The organism is Paenibacillus sp. FSL H8-0548 (genome assembly GCF_038630985.1).
In the GTDB taxonomy this organism is placed as follows: Bacteria; Bacillota; Bacilli; order Paenibacillales; family Paenibacillaceae; genus Pristimantibacillus.
In genome coordinates, this window is record NZ_CP152049.1 from 6,802,952 (window position 1) to 6,822,115 (window position 19,164).

At 44.2% G+C, this 19,164-nt stretch carries 11 protein-coding genes; 2 read left to right on the forward strand and 9 right to left on the reverse strand.

Annotated features, from left to right (window positions below; genetic code table 11):
* Positions 1-39: 39 nt before the first annotated feature.
* Positions 40-255 carry a hypothetical protein gene (locus MHI37_RS28715; RefSeq protein WP_076336282.1) on the reverse strand — a complete coding sequence of 72 codons (216 nt, stop codon included), beginning with the start codon at positions 253-255 and terminating at the stop codon, positions 40-42.
* Between the two features lie 370 nt (positions 256-625).
* Here MHI37_RS28715 and MHI37_RS28720 point away from each other — a divergent pair, with 370 nt between their 5' ends.
* Positions 626-1,645 carry a hypothetical protein gene (locus tag MHI37_RS28720; protein ID WP_076336283.1) on the forward strand — a complete coding sequence of 340 codons (1,020 nt, stop codon included), beginning with the start codon at positions 626-628 and terminating at the stop codon, positions 1,643-1,645.
* Between the two features lie 103 nt (positions 1,646-1,748).
* Here MHI37_RS28720 and uvrA read toward each other — a convergent pair whose 3' ends face one another.
* From uvrA to MHI37_RS28735, 3 genes are all read right to left on the reverse strand, one after another.
* Complete coding sequence (uvrA, locus tag MHI37_RS28725) at positions 1,749-4,625, reverse strand: excinuclease ABC subunit UvrA (protein ID WP_076336284.1); 2,877 nt, start codon at positions 4,623-4,625, stop codon at positions 1,749-1,751.
* A 16-nt stretch (positions 4,626-4,641) separates the two neighbouring features.
* Positions 4,642-6,642 (reverse strand): excinuclease ABC subunit UvrB, encoded by a 2,001-nt coding sequence (gene uvrB, locus MHI37_RS28730; RefSeq protein WP_076336285.1) that lies wholly within the window; start codon positions 6,640-6,642, stop codon positions 4,642-4,644.
* Between the two features lie 220 nt (positions 6,643-6,862).
* Complete coding sequence (locus MHI37_RS28735; RefSeq protein WP_076336286.1) at positions 6,863-8,020, reverse strand: response regulator; 1,158 nt, start codon at positions 8,018-8,020, stop codon at positions 6,863-6,865.
* A 452-nt stretch (positions 8,021-8,472) separates the two neighbouring features.
* Here MHI37_RS28735 and MHI37_RS28740 point away from each other — a divergent pair, with 452 nt between their 5' ends.
* Complete coding sequence (locus MHI37_RS28740; protein WP_083676184.1) at positions 8,473-12,864, forward strand: collagen binding domain-containing protein; 4,392 nt, start codon at positions 8,473-8,475, stop codon at positions 12,862-12,864.
* 194 nt (positions 12,865-13,058) lie between these two features.
* Here the strand turns inward: MHI37_RS28740 and MHI37_RS28745 are convergent, their stop codons facing one another.
* From MHI37_RS28745 to ftsE, 5 genes are all read right to left on the reverse strand, one after another.
* Positions 13,059-14,354, reverse strand: coding sequence for a PDZ domain-containing protein (locus tag MHI37_RS28745; protein ID WP_076336287.1), 1,296 nt, complete (start codon positions 14,352-14,354; stop codon positions 13,059-13,061).
* Between the two features lie 104 nt (positions 14,355-14,458).
* On the reverse strand, positions 14,459-15,916 hold the full coding sequence (locus MHI37_RS28750; protein WP_076336288.1) for a S41 family peptidase: 1,458 nt from the start codon (positions 15,914-15,916) through the stop codon (positions 14,459-14,461).
* Between the two features lie 183 nt (positions 15,917-16,099).
* A complete protein-coding gene (locus tag MHI37_RS28755) occupies positions 16,100-17,359 on the reverse strand; it encodes a M23 family metallopeptidase (RefSeq protein ID WP_256710438.1) in 1,260 nt (419 codons plus the stop codon).
* 12 nt (positions 17,360-17,371) lie between these two features.
* On the reverse strand, positions 17,372-18,289 hold the full coding sequence (gene ftsX, locus MHI37_RS28760) for a permease-like cell division protein FtsX (protein WP_076336289.1): 918 nt from the start codon (positions 18,287-18,289) through the stop codon (positions 17,372-17,374).
* Entirely contained in the window at positions 18,279-18,965 is a 687-nt protein-coding gene (gene ftsE, locus MHI37_RS28765; protein WP_076336290.1) for a cell division ATP-binding protein FtsE, read from the reverse strand. Before ftsE ends, ftsX begins: the two co-directional genes overlap by 11 nt.
* Between the last annotated feature and the right edge of the window lie 199 nt (positions 18,966-19,164).

The window sequence follows — 19,164 nt, forward strand, 5'->3', positions numbered from 1 at the left end:
ACCGGACAAGTCCGGTAGGCCTTTTTCTATTTCTGCAAACTACGCTAACCATACCTTTGTGATCATAATAAAGTCGATCAACAAAAACAATCCGAGAGAAACGACCGTAAATCCGATCGCGAAAATGTTTTTCTTCGGACGAGCGGTCAATAGTCGAACAAGACCAATTGCGATCAATACAGTAAAGGCCAACATAAACCAATCGAATGTACCGATTTTGCTTGCCGCTTGAGCTGCTTCTTCTGCCAAAAACATGAAGTGACCTCCTTTTTTCGCACGTAACCTATTATACTATATGTTAGCTTTTTGTGGCTTCCGACGCAAGTCCGAATCCGCTTTCGTAACAAGTTTGTCACGATTTCAAAAAATATTTGCTATAATTATAAAATGTCCATCTGTTCCAAAAACTATAACGTTGGTATTATAGACATATTACGAAATTCTATGCACTTGTCCCCACTTGCATAAATGTCAGTCCTACAATAATTTTTGTTCATTTACAACCTTTTAAACAAATTAAGATTTCTATGTATAATTGAAAATAATATCGTTTTGAGCGTGATTTATCTTTATTTTTTATCGAAAAACAACTTTTTAGATCAAATGATGAAAGTAGAGGAATGACATGCAGCCAACCGACGATCAATGGAAGAAGCTTTATGATTCAGCAATTGCATTCAAAGCCGCTGAGCCTTGGAACGTGCTTGAGAACTATCACATCTTCGCAGTTAAAGAACCAAATACTAATCGAACAGGCTACTGCTGTGTAATGGGTGCAGGTGGAGAGTTATTTGGAATGGCATTGTATTTAGGTACAGGAGGCTTAAACACTTTATTAGCTATGTTTAATGATCAATTAGCCGATGATCCTCTTTATGTTCAGCATTGTCTCATGCTCTCGTTCGATGATCGAGAAGATCTCCATCCAAATGAAAGAGAACAAATCAAAGCTCTAGGGTTAAAATTTCGTGGGCGCGGGGCATGGCCTGCTTTTAAAATTCATGAGCCTGGTTTTTATCCTTGGCCGCTCCAAACAGCTGAAGATGTCATTTTTTTGACTGCTGCGTTAGAACAAGCTATATATGTCGCCCAGGCTGCTGCCGAAGATCCCGATGCGTATCTCGAATTCCAAGACAAAAAGGTATTAACTCGTGTACCAGCATCTGAAATAAATGGAGCTATCGCTTGGGACACAGAATGGCTGATACCAGAGGAAGAAGCCCAGGAAGAGCTGCCACAGAGTGTGGCTGTTATCAATGAGCTCCAGCTTGCCAAGCTTAAAAAAACAATTAAGAGAACAAGCGGAATATGGGAGCTTGATTGTTTCTTTATGCCTACACCTGTAAGTGATGAAGGAAGACCATACTTCCCTATGGGCTTCGTAGTGCTCGACCAACAGTCCGAACAAATCCTTATGATGCATATGTTTGAGCAGCAGGATGGCTTCAGCATTATTCCTAATAAGCTTCTCGATCTGCTCGAGACTACAAAGCTGCTCCCAGCGAAGCTTGTCGCGCCCAATTCTAATGTATTTGATTATATAGAACCAATCATTTCAAGCTTTGATCTAAGCTGTTATGTGAGTGACGGACCGATGATGATGGACGAGTTTAAACAGTCCATGTTTAATCAATTAAGAGGATAGGCTGTACATTTTACAAGTCATTTTGCCCGATGGTCTGAGTAATCGAAGGCCACTGAAAAAGTTTGCCTTTTTCAGTGGCCCCGAGCACTCCGCGTGCTTTCCTTTATTCTGCCGCTACTGCCGCCATCTGTTTTTTCAGCGCATTCGTCCGTTCACGATCACGTTCCAAAATCGGCTTTAAATATTTCCCCGTGTACGATTGCTCCACTTTAATGACCTGCTCCGGTGTACCTGTCGCAACAATCAACCCTCCGCCGTTGCCGCCTTCCGGTCCAAGATCTATCAAATAATCTGCTGTTTTAATAACATCCAAATTATGCTCAATAACGAGTACCGATTCACCTGAATCTACCAAGCGGTGCAAAACCGCTAACAATCTATCGATATCATGCACATGCAAGCCTGTTGTTGGTTCATCCAAAATGTAAAGTGTTTTTCCTGTCGATCGGCGATAGAGCTCGGCCGCCAGCTTAACTCTTTGGGCTTCGCCGCCTGATAACGTTGTTGCCGGCTGTCCAAGCTTCATATAACCAAGCCCTACATCAAGCAATGTCTGTACTTTGCGATGAACCCTTGGAATATTCTCGAAGAAAAGACAGCTGTCCTCAATCGTCATATCCAATACCTCTGCAATGTTTTTCCCTTTGTATTTCACTTCAAGCGTCTCACGATTATATCGTTTGCCTTTGCAAATCTCACAAGGAACGTATACGTCCGGAAGGAAGTGCATTTCGATTTTGATGATTCCATCACCGCGACAGGCTTCGCAGCGTCCACCCTTCACATTAAAGCTGAAGCGTCCTTTCTTATAGCCTCGAACCTTTGATTCAGTCGTGCTTGCATACAAATCACGAATATCGTCAAACACTCCAGTATAGGTAGCTGGATTCGATCTTGGCGTTCGGCCGATTGGTGATTGATCAATATCAATAACCTTCTCCAAATGCTCTATGCCGCGAAGCTCCTTATACTGACCTGGGCGTGTCTTCGCTTTATTTAAATCTCTCGCTAATGTCTTATAAACAATTTCATTAACGAAGGTAGACTTGCCCGAGCCCGATACCCCCGTGACGGCAGCGAATACGCCCAGCGGGATTTTCACATTCACATTTCTAAGGTTGTTTTCTTTGGCACCGCGAACCTCAAGCCATTTATCATTGGTTTTGCGACGTTCAGCCGGCACCTCAATAAACTTGCGACCGCTCAAGTATTGGCCTGTCAGCGAATTTTCATTGGCCATAACCTCTTCCGGCGTACCTTCTGCTATAACCATGCCTCCATGTATACCCGCACCTGGCCCAATATCAATAATATAATCAGCAGCCAGCATCGTATCCTCATCATGCTCTACGACGATTAGAGTGTTGCCAAGATTGCGCATATGCTCCAGCGTCTCAATTAACCGATCATTATCGCGTTGATGCAAGCCAATGCTCGGCTCGTCCAAAATATATAGCACACCCATTAAGCTCGATCCGATTTGTGTAGCTAATCGGATCCGCTGTGCTTCCCCGCCTGATAACGTACCCGCGGCGCGGCTTAAGGACAAATACTCTAAACCAACATTGACAAGAAAGCCTAAGCGGCTGTTGATTTCTTTCAAAATCAAGCTCGCAATTGCCAATTCCTTCGACGAGAGCTTAAGCGATTCAAAGTAGCGCTGTGAATCGCCTATCGATAATGACGTTACCTGTGAAATATCTTGGGTATTGATCGTAACCGCCAAGCTCTCCTTGCGGAGCCTTCGGCCCTTACAGCCGCTGCATGGCTTAGCACTCATATAATTCTCAATATGCTCCCGCATCATATCTGATGCCGTGTCGCGATAACGTCGCTCTAGATTATTCACAATGCCTTCGAATGGAACATAGGCTTCCTTCCGATGGCCAAAATCGTTTTCATATAGGAAACGAACACGCTCTCCACCTGTACCGTGGAGCAGCTTATTCATGTGCTCAGCAGAGAGCTCTGATACGGGTACGTTTTGCGGTATGCCATAGTGAACACAAACCGCACTTAAAAATTGCGGATAATAGTTGGACGTACTGCCTGCCCAAGCAAGAAAAGCCGCATTTTCAATGGATTTGGTTCTATCTGGTACGAGAAGCTCAGGGTCAACAATCATTTTGAGGCCTAAACCATCGCAGTCCGGACAAGCGCCATAAGGGCTGTTGAAGGAAAACATACGCGGCTCAAGCTCATCAATACTGAATCCGCATTCCGGACAAGCCAGATTAGAGCTGAAAAGCAGCTCTTCTTGGTCAATAATATCAACGAGCACGCGGCCCTCAGAGAGCTTAAGAGCAGTTTCTAAAGAATCAGCGAGCCTGCTCTGAATGTCTGACTTCACAACGATTCTGTCGACAACGACCTCGATATTATGCTTTTTATTTTTCTCTAGCTCAATCTTTTCACTAAGCTCGCGCAATTCACCGTTCACACGCACCCGTACGAAGCCTTGCTTCTGAATGTCTGCAAGGAGCTTGGTGTGCTCGCCTTTGCGTCCTGAAATAAGCGGAGCCAGTATTTGCAGCTTCGTCTTCTCAGGATATTCCATGATCCGGTCAACCATCTGCTCCACAGTCTGCGATGTAATTTCAATCCCATGCTCCGGACAATGCGGCTTGCCGATTCGAGCAAATAACAGCCGCAAATAATCGTAGATCTCGGTTACAGTTCCGACTGTGGAGCGTGGATTGCGACTAGTTGTCTTCTGATCAATGGAGATCGCCGGTGATAATCCCTCAATAGAATCAACATCCGGCTTTTCCATTTGACCGAGAAACTGTCTAGCGTAAGCAGATAAAGACTCTACATATCGGCGCTGACCTTCCGCATAGATGGTATCGAATGCAAGAGAGGATTTCCCCGATCCGCTTAGACCCGTAAGCACGACAAATTTGTCACGAGGTATGGTGACATCAATATTTTTTAAATTGTGGGCGCGCGCGCCCTTGATCACTATTTTATCGCTAGCCAATCGTTTCTCCCCCTACTTATCCCATCTCAGCGCGAAGCTCAAGCAGCGCGTCGCGAAGCTCTGCTGCACGTTCGAACTGCAGGTTCTTCGCTGCATCCTTCATGTCTGCTTCCAGCTTCTGAAGCAGCACCAACCGTTCCTTTTTGTTCATTTTTCCAGCACCTACGCCAGTTAAATAATCCGCCTTCTGCTCAGCCACCTTCGTAGCTTCAATGACGTCATGAACTTTTTTGCGTATGGTCTGCGGGGTCACACCGTGCTTCTCATTGTATGCCAATTGAATGATACGACGACGCTCTGTTTCTTTTATCGCCCTATCCATCGAATCCGTGATTCTATCTCCATACATAATCACTCGGCCTTCGCTGTTCCTCGCAGCTCGCCCGATCGTCTGAATAAGCGCGCGATCAGAGCGCAGGAAACCTTCCTTATCCGCATCAAGAATCGTTACCAGCGATACCTCCGGCAAATCCAAGCCTTCTCTGAGCAAATTGATTCCAATAAGGACATGGAACACGCCAAGTCGTAGATCACGTAAAATAGCCAGTCTTTCCAGCGTCTTAATATCAGAGTGGAGATAGCGCACTTTAATGCCTATCTCCTTCATATAATCGGTCAAATCCTCCGACATTTTCTTCGTCAGCGTTGTAACAAGCACCCGCTCGTCCTTTGCCATCCGATCTCGAATCTCATTTAATAGATCATCGATTTGCCCCTTTGTCGGGCGAACATCAATAATCGGATCGATTAGGCCGGTAGGCCGAATAATTTGCTCGATCATTTTGTCGGTATGTTCAATCTCATACGGACCAGGAGTAGCTGATACATATACGAGTTGCTTCGCTTTACCCTCGAACTCTTCAAATCGCAAAGGACGGTTATCCATCGCTGATGGCAATCTAAACCCATGATTCACAAGCATTTCCTTGCGTGCTCGGTCACCATTGTACATCGCTCTGATTTGCGGCAGCGATACATGGGATTCATCAATAACAATAACCATATCTTCAGGAAAATAATCAAGCAATGTATAAGGCGTAGCGCCCCGCTCCCGGAAGGTAAGCGGCCCTGAATAGTTCTCAATGCCTGAGCAAAAGCCCATCTCCGCCATCATTTCCAAATCGTAGCGCGTACGCTGTTCCAGCCGCTGGGCTTCCAGCAGCTTGCCGGCCTCGCGCAGCTCTGCAAGACGCTCTTCCAGCTCACGCTCAATATTAATGAGCGCTACCTTCATCGTCTCTTCTTGCGTTACGAAGTGAGAAGCCGGAAATATCGCGATATGGTCGCGTTCGCCAATAATTTCACCAGTCAGAACATCAATTTCCGATATCCGCTCGATTTCGTCTCCGAAGAGCTCTACTCGAATCGCTCGTTCATTGTTGGCTACCGGGAAAATTTCAACAATATCACCGCGAACACGAAAGGTTCCCCTTGTAAAGCTGATATCGTTTCGCTGGTACTGAATATCAACCAGCTTATGCAGGATCGTATCGCGCGGCTTCTCCATCCCTACCCGCAGCGAGAGCACCAAGCCCCCGTACTCCGTCGGAGATCCGAGACCATAAATACACGAAACGCTGGCCACGATAATAACATCTCTACGTTCAAACAAGGAGCTGGTCGCTGAATGTCGAAGCTTATCTATTTCATCATTTATGCTTGAATCCTTCTCAATAAACGTATCCGATGAGGGAATATAAGCCTCAGGCTGATAGTAGTCGTAGTAGCTCACAAAATATTCAACTGCATTGTCTGGAAAAAAGCTTTTGAATTCACTGCATAGCTGTGCGGCCAATGTCTTATTATGTGCAATAACGAGCGTTGGTCGATTCAGCTTCTCGATCATATTTGCGATCGTATAGGTTTTCCCCGTACCCGTTGCGCCCAGCAGCGTCTGATGCCTCTTCCCTGCCTTGATCCCTTCCAGCAGCTGCTCAATTGCTTTAGGCTGATCGCCTTGCGGCGTATATTCTGACTTTAGATCAAACAGCCTTACTTCCTTTGCAAGTTCACTCACGCCTATCATCCACCCCCGTTATTCCGAATACTCTTACCATTATAGTCAAATATAAGAAAATCATTTCATCAATGATTTTTTAAAATAGGAATGTTTGTTCCCGTTTATTATACCTTTATCCGTCAAGCTGTGCAATATTACAAAAGCAAAAAAAATACGCACAGCCAAGTCACTTAAGACACGCGCTGCGGTATTCATATTTTCCAGAGTATATTTTTTCTCATACGATGCTTTCGCTGCCCAGTCTTTTCTCCATCCATTGTTTGTACCATGCGCTCGCCTGTTGAGGGACAGCTAGACCCAGCTCTTTCTCCATCGTTTGAATAAAACGCTCGTAATAAACCGTCACCTTATCATAATAGCCCAACTCGTCATACAGCCTCATAACTAATAATCCTTCGTTCTCATGATAAGGATCGATAAGTTGTATTCTTTCATACAATTGCAACGCATCACCGGATCTGTCTTCTCTACTCAAATAATAGCCAGCCAACTGCCTTGCCAGGCTAAGCCATAGCTGCCGAAGCCGTTCGGTCTCATGCTCCGCCCATATATATCCATAATCTTGAAGATAATCTCCTTCGTATTCCGCCAGCAGCTGGGATACTCGTTCATGAAACTCAGAAATTGGGCCATTCAGCTTATCCGCCTCTTGCTCCCAGCGCTCCGTGTCTATTACAACCTGTCCAGCATCCAAAATATAACCCTCTTGAATACTGGAGTTTTGAATGACCACATTCATATTCATCTTCTGAATGCACTGCCTGATTTGATAAATAGCCGTATAGAGCTGAGTCATCGCCCGCTTCAAATCCATCTCAGGGAAAAACAGCTCCAATAATGTTGATTTATGAACAATTTGTCCGCGATAATGCAGCAAATAAGCGAAGAGCTCCTGTGCTTTGGCCGTTCGCCATTTCGGAACCTCAGCAGGCTGACCGTTAGTTTGAAAACGCAATGTTTTGAAACAAGAGATCACTTGGGCCTGCTCCTCCACCGCTGAAGACGGCACTTGCAGCCCCCTGCGCTCCATAAGGCGCTCGATCGTTTTCTGAACGCGCGAGGTTTGTAGCGGCTTCAACACATAATCAACAGCGTTAAGCTCAAAAGCTTGAACCGCGTATTCATCGTGAGCCGTTACAAACACAATATTCGCTTGGGGACAAGTTTCCTGAATCAGCTCAGCTGCTTGAATGCCGGATATTTCGGGCATATGGATATCCAAAAACACAACATCCGGCTGCATCGTGCTTGCTCGCTCTACCGCCTGCATCGGATTTTGAAAGGACTCAATTGCAATGAGCTCGGTCGATTGACGGAGCATACGCTCAAGCTGAACGATCGCCAGTCTTTCATCATCAACTAAAAGCACCTTCACTTGCTTCACTCCTATATCTGCCTTATATCGCTTTCATTATATATGTATATCGGCAATGACTAAGCATTCATTTATGCCTACGGATTATTATAAGCTTTCTGAACAATATTTGTTCAGAAAATGTATAGATTCATTTTATACAATGACTACTGATGCGAAATACATCGTATATTTACGATTGCGGAATTTACGAGCCTACTAGTTTCCAATTCCCACTTAAACTTACCGCAAACGTTGTTCCCCCATCCCTCTGATAGATCGGCGCTTTTCTTAGAAAGCTACCCGCACATATAAACTACTTCTCAGCAAGCAGCTTGCCGAGACCATATCTAATCCGATTCATCCATAGAAAGGAATGATGCAGCAAGAGAAATAAGAGCCAAAAAGTTTCCCGAACTTTTTGGAGCTACACTTTTATATTATAAATAAAAATAATGGAGGATACATACTAAATGAGAAAAAAAACAACAGCACTAGTCATTGCCTTTCTTCTAATTTTTCAATATGTAAACTTTGCCGGTATTACGAAATCGGTTGAAGCAGCAGTAATACCTGGAAATCTCATCACTAAAATGACACTAACGGACAAGGCTATACCTAGTACCGTTATTGCCTCTGTGTATGATTCTGTTTACTACGTAAACCCGGAAATTCGTGTTGAGCTTGGGCAGTATCTCACTTTGAACTATGAGTGGGAGCTTCCGGAAGACCATTTGTATTCTGATGGAGATACATATACATTCGATCTTCCCGCAGAGTTTGAATTGTACGGCGGAAATATTCCAATAACAAATTTAGTCGGTAACCCAAGCCCTGGTACCTATAAAGTAACAGGTCGTACAGTTACCGTTACATTTAATGACGAAATTAATGACGGTACTCCTACAGCTGGAACGCTCAGCTTCTGGAATTACTTCACGAAGCAGAGTGTTAATAACAAAACAGAAGTAGATATTAAATTTAATATCGGGGATTCTATAACGATTCCTATCGCTCCCAAAGCAGGAACACTGCCTATTGAAAAAAAGGGACAAGCCGATAAAGCATTCAATGCCGAAAATATAACTTGGACGGTAGACATCAACAAAAATTTAAAAAAAGTCACGAATGCTGTTGTCACCGATCCCATCCCTACTGGTTTAACTTTTACGCCAGGCACGTTGCAGGTTTTCAAAATGAGCTCGGACACGGATGGCGTCCTTTCAACTCCAGTACTCGTAAATCCATCCGACTACCAAGCAACATTACCAGCGGCTCCCCAAAATGAATTGAAAATCGAACTCGGAGATATCAATTCTGTTTATCGCATTGTATTTATAACATCTCTCAGCGACTCATCAGCAGCAGATTTCAACAATACTGCAACTTTGAGTGGAAGCAATATAAGCAATGTGTCCGATTCAGATAAAGTAACAAATACGAGGGGTAAGCTGCTGGAAAAATCAGGCACTTATAATGAAACCACCCAGCTTATCGATTGGGAAATTAAATACAATTTTGGCGAAGACTCTATTACAGCTGCTGCATTGACAGATTTATTTACTAATAAACATCAGCTGGTTGCAAATTCTATACAGGTTTATCCCGTTGCTGATCCTGTTGCAGGCACAATAGGAGCCGCGCTTCCGACAACAGATTACTCTCTTAACTACGTTGTCAGTGGCCATAGCGCCTATACTGCCGATAAATCTGGATTCACACTGACTTTTACAAATCCAGCTACAATCACTGGCGCTTATAAAATTAAATACCAAACGCGTCCAACGAATAATCTCTATAACAACGCAGCAATTAGCAACACGGTTTACTCAGGTGGCAAACAATCAAACACCGTTGATATTACCGCCAATCAACACTTTTTGCACAAATCAAATAGCAACGCAAACTATAATGCAAGAACGGTAGATTGGAAAGTTGAAATAAATACAGACAACTACAGCCTTCAGGATTTAAAGTTTGAGGATACGTTTGCGAATGGATTAAAGCTTGTTCCAGGCAGTCTGGTCATCAAACAAAATAACGTAACGGTGACCGACTCGGTTTATACGCTAACTTATAAGCCAGCAGGCGTTACTGCTACAACTCAAGGCTTTATCGTCGATCTTCCTAATGGCACAAATGCCTACACGATCACTTATACTACTGAGTTTGATTATACGAATACAGCCTATTTCTCCAACACTGATTTCTCGTTCGATAACGATGGGAAACTATCTTGGAAAGAGACTGTTGGCGGGTCAGTCCTAAATAAGACAGGTACTTCAACGTTTACTCCTAATAAACAGACACAAGATAATGGATACAAAAAAGGAAAATACAATGCTACTACTAAAAAAATAACTTGGGATATTGGCATCAACTACAACAGCAAGATCATTAACAATGCAGTAGTAACGGATACACTCGAATCTGTGCAAAAGCTCGTCCCAGGTACTCTTGCCGTGCATAAGCTGACTGTGAACAGCGATGGCTCTACTACAGTTGGTGCTCTAGTAGCTCCAACCGGCAACTACACAGCTGTACTTCCGACTCAAGCGAACAGCAATGAGTTAAAAATAACGTTTAGCAACCCAATAACTGAGCCTTATTTTATTACCTTCGATACTACTCTTGAAGGCGAAGTCATCGGAAATGCTGACAAAACCCTTAACAATCATGCATTCTTAAGCGGAACTGGGTACGTCACAAAGGATCTTAACAATTCTGTTTCGATTCCAAAAGCAGGTGAATATGTAGCCAAAGAAGGCGCGCAAAGTGACGATTCGATTAACTGGAAAATATTCATTAACCGCGGCCAATCTACAGTCGATAATGCAAAGATCTTTGACGTTCCGAGCAAAAAACAAACGCTAGTGAAAGAATCATTTAAGCTCTATCTTACAAATGTCGACAGCAGTGGTAATGTAACTAGAGGCAGCGAGATATTGCCATCCGATCCTATACACGGCTATACGCTATCCTTTACTGAGAATACGAATCCTGCTGTAAGCAGTGATGAGACTTTTGAGCTTAGCTTTAAAAACCAAATTTCTAAGCCTTATATTCTTGAATACCAATCGGTTATTGATGCAAAAGACAAGGAAACATTATCGAACACAGTTACCTTCACTGGTGATGGAGGAATTACTAAATCTCTCGATAGTCCTTTTGAGGTTAAGGTTGCCTTATCTGGCGGAGAAGGTACGGGCAGCACTTTAAAAGGTGATTTAAAAATTGTCAAAGTAGATGAAGATGATACTACTCATAAATTATTTGGAGCATCTTTTGAGCTTACACGTAATTCCAATGGTGATAAAAAAGTAGGAACAACTGATTCCAATGGTCTTCTAGAATTTAAAGACTTGCGCTATGGCAAATATACCTTAAAGGAAACAAGTGCTCCTGCAGGGTACTCGATTTCCGGAACAGGAATCTACGAGGTTACTATTAACTCAAGCTCTGGTATTGAATTAGATCCAATTGGAAACAAGAAACTGCTTGGTAACTTGGAAGTAACAAAAGTCGATAACGCTGATACTTCTGTTTTTCTCGAAGGTGCCACATTCGAGTTGTTCAATAGCTCTAATGTAAGCTTGGGACAAAAAACAACACCGGCAAGCGGAAAGGTTACCTTCACTGGACTTCCGTATGGCAATTATGTACTGAAGGAAATCTCTGCTCCTGCAGGCTACGATATTATGGGCAGCGGCTCAGAGAATATAACGATCTCTTCCGCTTCACAAACCAAACAAGTAAAAAACAACAAAACGATTTTACTCGGTAATTTGGAAGTAACAAAAGTGGACAGCAAAGAAACTACTGTTCTTCTGGAAGGTGCTACATTTGAGTTGTTCGACAGCGCCAATGTAAGCTTAGGACAAAAAACAACAGCAGCAAACGGTAAAGTTACCTTCACCGGTCTTCCTTACGGCAATTATGTATTGAAAGAAATTTCTGCGCCTGCAGGCTACAGTATTATTGGCAACGGTGAAACAACCATCACAATTGCTTCTGCTGCTGAATACAAACAAGTGGAAAATAATAAAATTATTTTATACGGTGATTTGGAAGTAATAAAGGTGGATAACGACGATACTTCTGTTCTTCTTGAAGGAGCAACTTTTGAGTTATTCGACAGCGCTAATGTAAGCTTAGGACAAAAAACTACAGCGGCAAACGGAAAAATTACATTTACTGGTCTTCCTTACGGCAATTATGTTCTGAAGGAAATTTCTGCGCCAGCAGGCTATAATCTTGTGGGTAGCGGTGAGGTCACGATTACGATTAATTCATCGTCAATTAAAACGATCACCATTAATAATAGTAAAACAGTGATACCTGTTCCAACCGCTACACCAACTGTAGCTCCGACTGCTACGCCGACAACAGCACCAACTGCTACACCGACTATAGCTCCAACTGCAACACCAGTTGCAACACCGTCTGTGGCGCCAACTACAACGCCAAAAACAGATACTGAGAAAGAAAAGACAAAAGAAAACACGCCGATCGAAGGTGAAATTGAAATACCTGACGGCAGTATACCAACTGGCGGAGTTACGCCACAGAATGGTACAGTCACCATATCTCCTGAAGGAAGTTGGGTATATACGCCAAACCCTGGATTTATCGGCAAGGATACCTTCTCCATTATCATTACAGATCAAGACGATAATGAAGAAGAAATCTTCTTCGAAATCGACGTTGAGGAGCCTCCTAAAGGCGGAGTGATTGCAACACCGAACGTGCCTGTATTACCAAAAACAGGAGAAAGCAGCTACCTGCTTATACAGCTTCTTGGCTTCTCGATGATTGCCGTTGGTCTCGGAGCTTTAGTCATCAAGAGACGCAAAGCAAGACGTTAATCACAGAAGCAAGACTTGAAAGTATTTCATTAAGTTATCAAGGTGAAACGGCTGTCGCCGTCCTTTAGCAGCGCCAGCGCGTTTCATTCCGGAGAGAAAGTATGGAAAAATAATATACTTACCTATATTTCGAAAAAAAAGGTGGATCAGGAAATTTCCTGATCCACCTTTTTCTCTACTCAGCTAAGCGACAATTAGTACTCTGCTTTCTCGATCTTTCCCCCGCGACGATTGGAAGCACGATAGCTTCGCAGCAGGGCGAGCAGGGAGGCTGGGCCTGCTGAAGCATAATAGTTCGCCTGTTCATCTGGCGCCAGAATTACTCCTAGCTGATGATGCTCGCCAGCGAATCTCGCACGCTGCGCAAACTTGATTTCCCCGGCTAGATTTAAAACCTCCAGCTTGCAAAATGCGGAATTTAATACGAGCGCCTCATACAGCTCTTCTTTCGTTTTTACTCTTACGCCATTTACCTTATGCACAATCTCACCTGCAACAAGTCCCATCGTCTCAGCCGGCGTACCAGGCACGATATCAAGGATACGCAATCCGCGGGAATCATGTACGTATAATGGAGACTGAGCAGCCTCTATTATTTGGCTGCGCCATATGATGGCTTCATGCAGCAATAACGATACCAAACCAGCAACTGGCAGCAGCATCGGCTGATACCAAGCAAGCATTGCTGCCCCCGCTAAGCAAATACTGTATAATAGCAATCCCTTTGCAGCATGCTTTGCTTTGTCTTTCGGCAATAGCGAGCGTGTCATTTCGGTGAAGCCGATAATCATCGGCAATGCTACAAACGTCCAGCCCTGTGAGAGGTCTGCGCCAAACAGCGTTGTCCATGGCAAGCTTAATGTTGAAGCACCGCTAGCAGCTGTCGGCACTAGCATGAGAAGCGGAACAGGCCAAAAGCCTTGCAGCATGTAGCCCCCAACCAGCTTCCCTCTTTTGCCTTCAAGAAATAATGGCGTGGCCAGTCGACTCCCCTGCGAGCGTACAAGCACCGCTTCCGCGAGGTGAAGAATAGCGACCAGCACAAGCAGCCCTGCAGCATCAATGCCCGCCAGTGAAGCCGCTATTGCGCCTAGTGAATCGCTCCGCTCCGAAAGCGGTGTAAAACCCAAAACCCACTGCAAAATCGTGATGACTCCCGCACTGTACGCAAAGCATAAATACCTTATCCGAATGAGCATTAGAATAGCAGCGATCACCCATAGCCAAATGACCGCTTCACCTGTTAAGGCAACCCCTATGAATGCTCCAGCAATAGAAACGACTATACCGACCAACAGACCGGCCACTAACGCTTTAAAAACGAGCTTAGGCCAGCTATGCAGCTTAACTGCAAACATTTGCCGCTCCATTTTGATTTGCCTCATATACTGTAAAATAATAAATACAACAGCAATATAATAAAATGGCTGTATGACCAGTTGAACAGCCGTTTGTCCGAGCATTTCCAGCAACTCTATTGCTGTTTTCAAAGCTAACACTCCTTCGCTCGTTCCGCATTTCCTATATTCAAAAAAAAATAAAAGGCTAACTCCATCAAACAGAGTCAACCTTCTATTCATTCGACATTCTTATATTATTTCCTGCCTACTGCCTTAATTGCTTCATGAAGCTGCGTATCGTTGTTCTCGTCCTGGATCCATTTAATGACTGCCTTCTCAAGAGCCTCTCCGGTCAGCTTATCTACCTGTCCCGTAGCAGGCAAGCCTTGCTCCGTTTGAAATGACTTAACAGCCTCTGTCGTCTCGGCTCCATAATAGCCGTCCTCACGCTGTGGTTTATAGCCTAGGCCGTGCAGCATAATTTGTACGCTCCGTACCTGCTCGCCCAGCATATCCTGCCCTAGTGTCTCTGTTAGCGTTAATCTAGCCACCGTATATAAATCTGGAGGCTGGATGGCAATATCCGGTTTTATTCCTTGTTGATGAATCCAATTCCCCTTAGGTGTCAGCCATTTGGCAATCGTCATTTTCAAAAGACTTCCGTCGCCGAGTGCCTTGTTATAGCTAACCTGAACCGTTCCCTTGCCAAAGGTAGCTTCACCAACAAGCTTGGCACCCGCACCCTCCTGCAGAGCGCCCGCCAATATTTCTGACGCGCTTGCGCTGCCGTTATTCATGAGAACTGCTATCGGATAGGATTTGCTCTGCCCTTTGGATAACGTTTTTTCCCGGTGACCCTCACGGTCCTCGACTTGAACGACTGTCGCTCCTTTTGGCAAAAAGGATTGTGCAATGTCAACGACTACGGGCAGAACACCGCCTGGATTGTTTCGCACATCCAACACGAGCCCCTTCATCCCTTGCTCCTCCAGCTTCGCAAGCTCTTGTTTAAAGCGCTCCGCTGTATGTAAGGAGAACTGTCTAATTTCAATGATGCCTGTCCCATCTGGCCGCAGGCTGCTATAGACCGTTTCTACATCAATATCATCGCGGATGAGTACAAGCTGAATCGGCTCTGAGGAGCCGGTACGCTGCACCTGAATTTTGGCTTTCGTTCCCTTTGGACCACGAATTTTGGCCACTGCTTCCTGCAAATTCAATCCATCCAGCTTTTCACCATTCACAGAGAGCAGCACGTCCTTAGCCAATAAGCCCGAGCGTTCAGCTGGAGATCCCTTAATTGGTGAAATAACAACAATTCGTCCATTCTCAAGCGTAACCTCAGCACCGATGCCCGTAAACGAGCCTTCAATCGACTCCGAAAAATGCTGAGCTGCATCCTTCTCCATATAAACGGAGTAGGGATCATCCAGTGAAGACATCATGCCGCTCACGGCGCCATCGAGCAGCTCGAGGCGATCAACCTTTTGATAATATTTGGTTTCAATTAATTCCAGTACCGCGTTAAGCTTCGTGAGCTCATCGTCTTTCAGCCTGAAACTCTTACCCTCATCGCCTGCTGAAGCTGTGAGTGCAGGCACTGATGGCTCGTCCGGTTTAATGATTTGATCCGCGATCATCAACGTCACGAGTACGGATGCAATCATTGTAAGCATAACGAACGCGAATACTGTCCGCCCTTTGAAATGCACCTGTCTACACCACCTTCCTATCCTACACAGTCTTAGATTTAAGACCAGCTTAGTATATGACAACTTGCATTCAATTATTTGTCTAAAAACGGAAATGTTGCATATTTCGCAAATTTCATGTTCATAGTTCAATCAAAGGCAGCCTCAGAGGCTGCCTTTGATTGAACTATATTGAAGTCATTCTTATTTTAAATAGCTGCTTGGATTTACCGTAACTTGATTTTTACGTACTTCAAAATGCAAATGGGGTCCTGTCGAGTTGCCCGTACTGCCGACCTCGGCAATTTTCTGGCCTTTCTTGACTGTATCACCCTTATCTACCTTAATCCCGTTATTGCGAATATGTCCATACAGCGTCCATAACCCGTTGCCATGGTCGATGATGACAGTGTTGCCATAGCTGCTCCATGATTGGGCAACCAGTACAACCCCAGCCTCTGCCGCATAAATCGCTGTCCCTTGCGGTGCAGCAAAATCAATTCCGGTATGGGTATGCTTTTTCCCCGATATCGGATGAACCCGCGTACCGAAATTCGAGCTTATTCGGTAGTTGTCCTTGATCGGCATCCCAAGCTTGCCGCCTGTATATGGGTTTGATATTCTATTTTTCTCAGCATTAAGCTTAGATACTTTCGAAGCAAGTGCCATAAGCAGCTCTTCTTGCTCCTTACTAATGCCCTCAAGCTCCTCTAGCGTACTGTCGATCTGAGTAAGCCTGCTGTCGAGCTGCTGAATATTGCTATTATAGCTCGCAATAAGCGTTTCCTTTTCTTGTTCCTTCTTAATTAAATGAGCCTCGTACAGCTCCAGCTTCTCATAAATCGCTTTCACTTCAGCAAACTGCTTTTCTACCTCAATTTTTTTGGCCGCTACGAGCTCCTTCTCTTCTCTCTGCTCCGCAAGAATATCACGGTCTTGCGAAAGTATAGACTGGAGTGCATCAAAACGGTCAATAAAATCAGTAAAGCTTGTCGCGCTAAGCAGTACGTCCATATAGGATACAAATCCATTTGTATACATTAGACGCATGCGGGATTGAAGCAGCTCATCGCGTGTAACTACACGTTCCTCCGCCTGCTCCAGCTCCAGCCCAGTTTGTAGTAGCTCTTCTTCCTTAGCATCACTCTGGGCCTGTGTTTTGGTCTTATTGATGACTACATTATCGATCTCTGCCATCAAATTTTTAATAGAGGCTTCCGCATCCGCCTTCTTAGTAATGATGTCTCCCTTTTCACTCTTGGCACTTGCCGCTTGCTGCTCTGCCTGAGCTGCCTGCCTCTCTGCATTCGCAGCACGTCGCTCCGCTTCTTTCATTTCTGCCTTCGCAGCAGCAATCTGTTTCTGAATATCGCTAAGAGAAGCTGCTTCTCCTCCTGTTGGCTGCAGTACAAATACTGTAAGCATCATCATTGCTATGAATAACAACCATTTCCTCTTCTTCACGTTCGTATCCACCTACACTTTCAAATACTTTCGTATCGAAATCGTACTGCCCCATACCCCTATTAATGTTCCAAGTACAATGAGCAGCGCAGCAGTCATCATACCAGATTCCTCTATCGTGACAAGCTTAATCATCATGAGTGACAATTCCATTTGTGTAAACTTAACAAGCTGAGAATAGCCTAAAAGAACAGCTATCGTTGTAATCACTGAGCTTATAATCCCAATGAGCGCACCTTCAATAAAAAATGGCCAGCGAATAAATGAATTCGTAGCACCTACAAGCTTCATAATGCCAATTTCACGACGTCTTGCGATAATCGTCATTTTGATCGTGTTTGAAATAAGGAACATAGCTGTTACGGTGAGAGCAATAACGACGACAACCCCTATGTAGCGAACAGCATTTGTAATTTTAAATAGCGTCTCTACCGTACCTTGACCGTACTTGACTTTGGAAATAGGTATTAGATCATCTGCTTTATTGACCGCTTCGATTTGTTTAGCTGCTGATTCAATCGACTGCGGATCATAAACCTCTACCGTAAATGAATCCGGAAGTGGATTTTTTTCTTTTTCATAACCATCAAGCAAATCCTTGTTTTCATCACCAAGATTTTTGCGCAAAAGCTCAAGTCCCTCTGCTTTCGACACAAACGTTACTTTCTTGACCTCAGTAAGATTGCCGATTTTGTTCTGCAGCTCCGTTATTTTCTCTTGCTCAACATTGAGCTGGAGGAATACCCGAATTTGTACCTGACTTTCAATTTGTGCTGCCATTTGATTGATATTCAATGCTACTAATAAGAAAATCCCTAAAATAAACAAGGATATAAAAATCGAACTCATCGAAGCAAACGACATCCAGCCATTTCGAATGATGTTTTTCGCGCCTTCACGTAAATGCCGAAATATAGTTCTAAGCTTCATAACCGTACTCCCCTCTAGCCTCGTCACGAACGATATTGCCGTCCTCAATTGCGATGACGCGCTTGCGCATGGAGTTTACGATATCTTTATTGTGTGTTGCCATAACAATGGTAGCGCCTCGGAAATTAATCTCTTCCAGCAGGTTCATGATGCCTAGCGACGTTTCCGGATCAAGATTTCCTGTAGGCTCGTCCGCCACGATAACCGAAGGATTATTTACGATCGCTCGCGCAATGGATACCCGCTGCTGTTCGCCGCCCGAAAGCTGCGCAGGCAGACTCGCATGCTTATGCTTCAGACCAACAAGCTCAAGCACCTCCATCGTTCGCTTCTTGATCACTCGTGTTGGCGCCTCTATGACTTCCATAGCAAACGCAACGTTTTCAAATACAGTTAATTTGGGTAGTAGTCTGAAGTCCTGAAAAATAACACCGATATTCCGTCTAACAAATGGGATTTTACGTGGCTTCAGCTTGCCTATATTAAAGCCGTTGACTGAAATTTGCCCCTTAGTAGGTACTTCCTCACGATAAATTAGCTTCATAAATGTTGATTTACCTGCACCAGATGGTCCTACGAGATAGACAAATTCGTTGCGATCTATACGAACAGAGACGCCCTTTAACGCATGCGTTCCGTCGGTGTAAGTTTTCCATATGTCTTGCATCTCAATCACATTATCACTTCCACATCCTGTTTATAGTCAGTACTACTATTTCGACAGGTTGTGCTGAATTCCTTCATAAGAAGCAGGTATTCCTCATTTTTCACAAATCTCATAATATATTTGCTTGTCGAATCGAGCTTTAATTTCATATTAGACAAAATTACTCCTTGTGCTGCATATACATGTAAGACTGTCTTGTTAGCACATA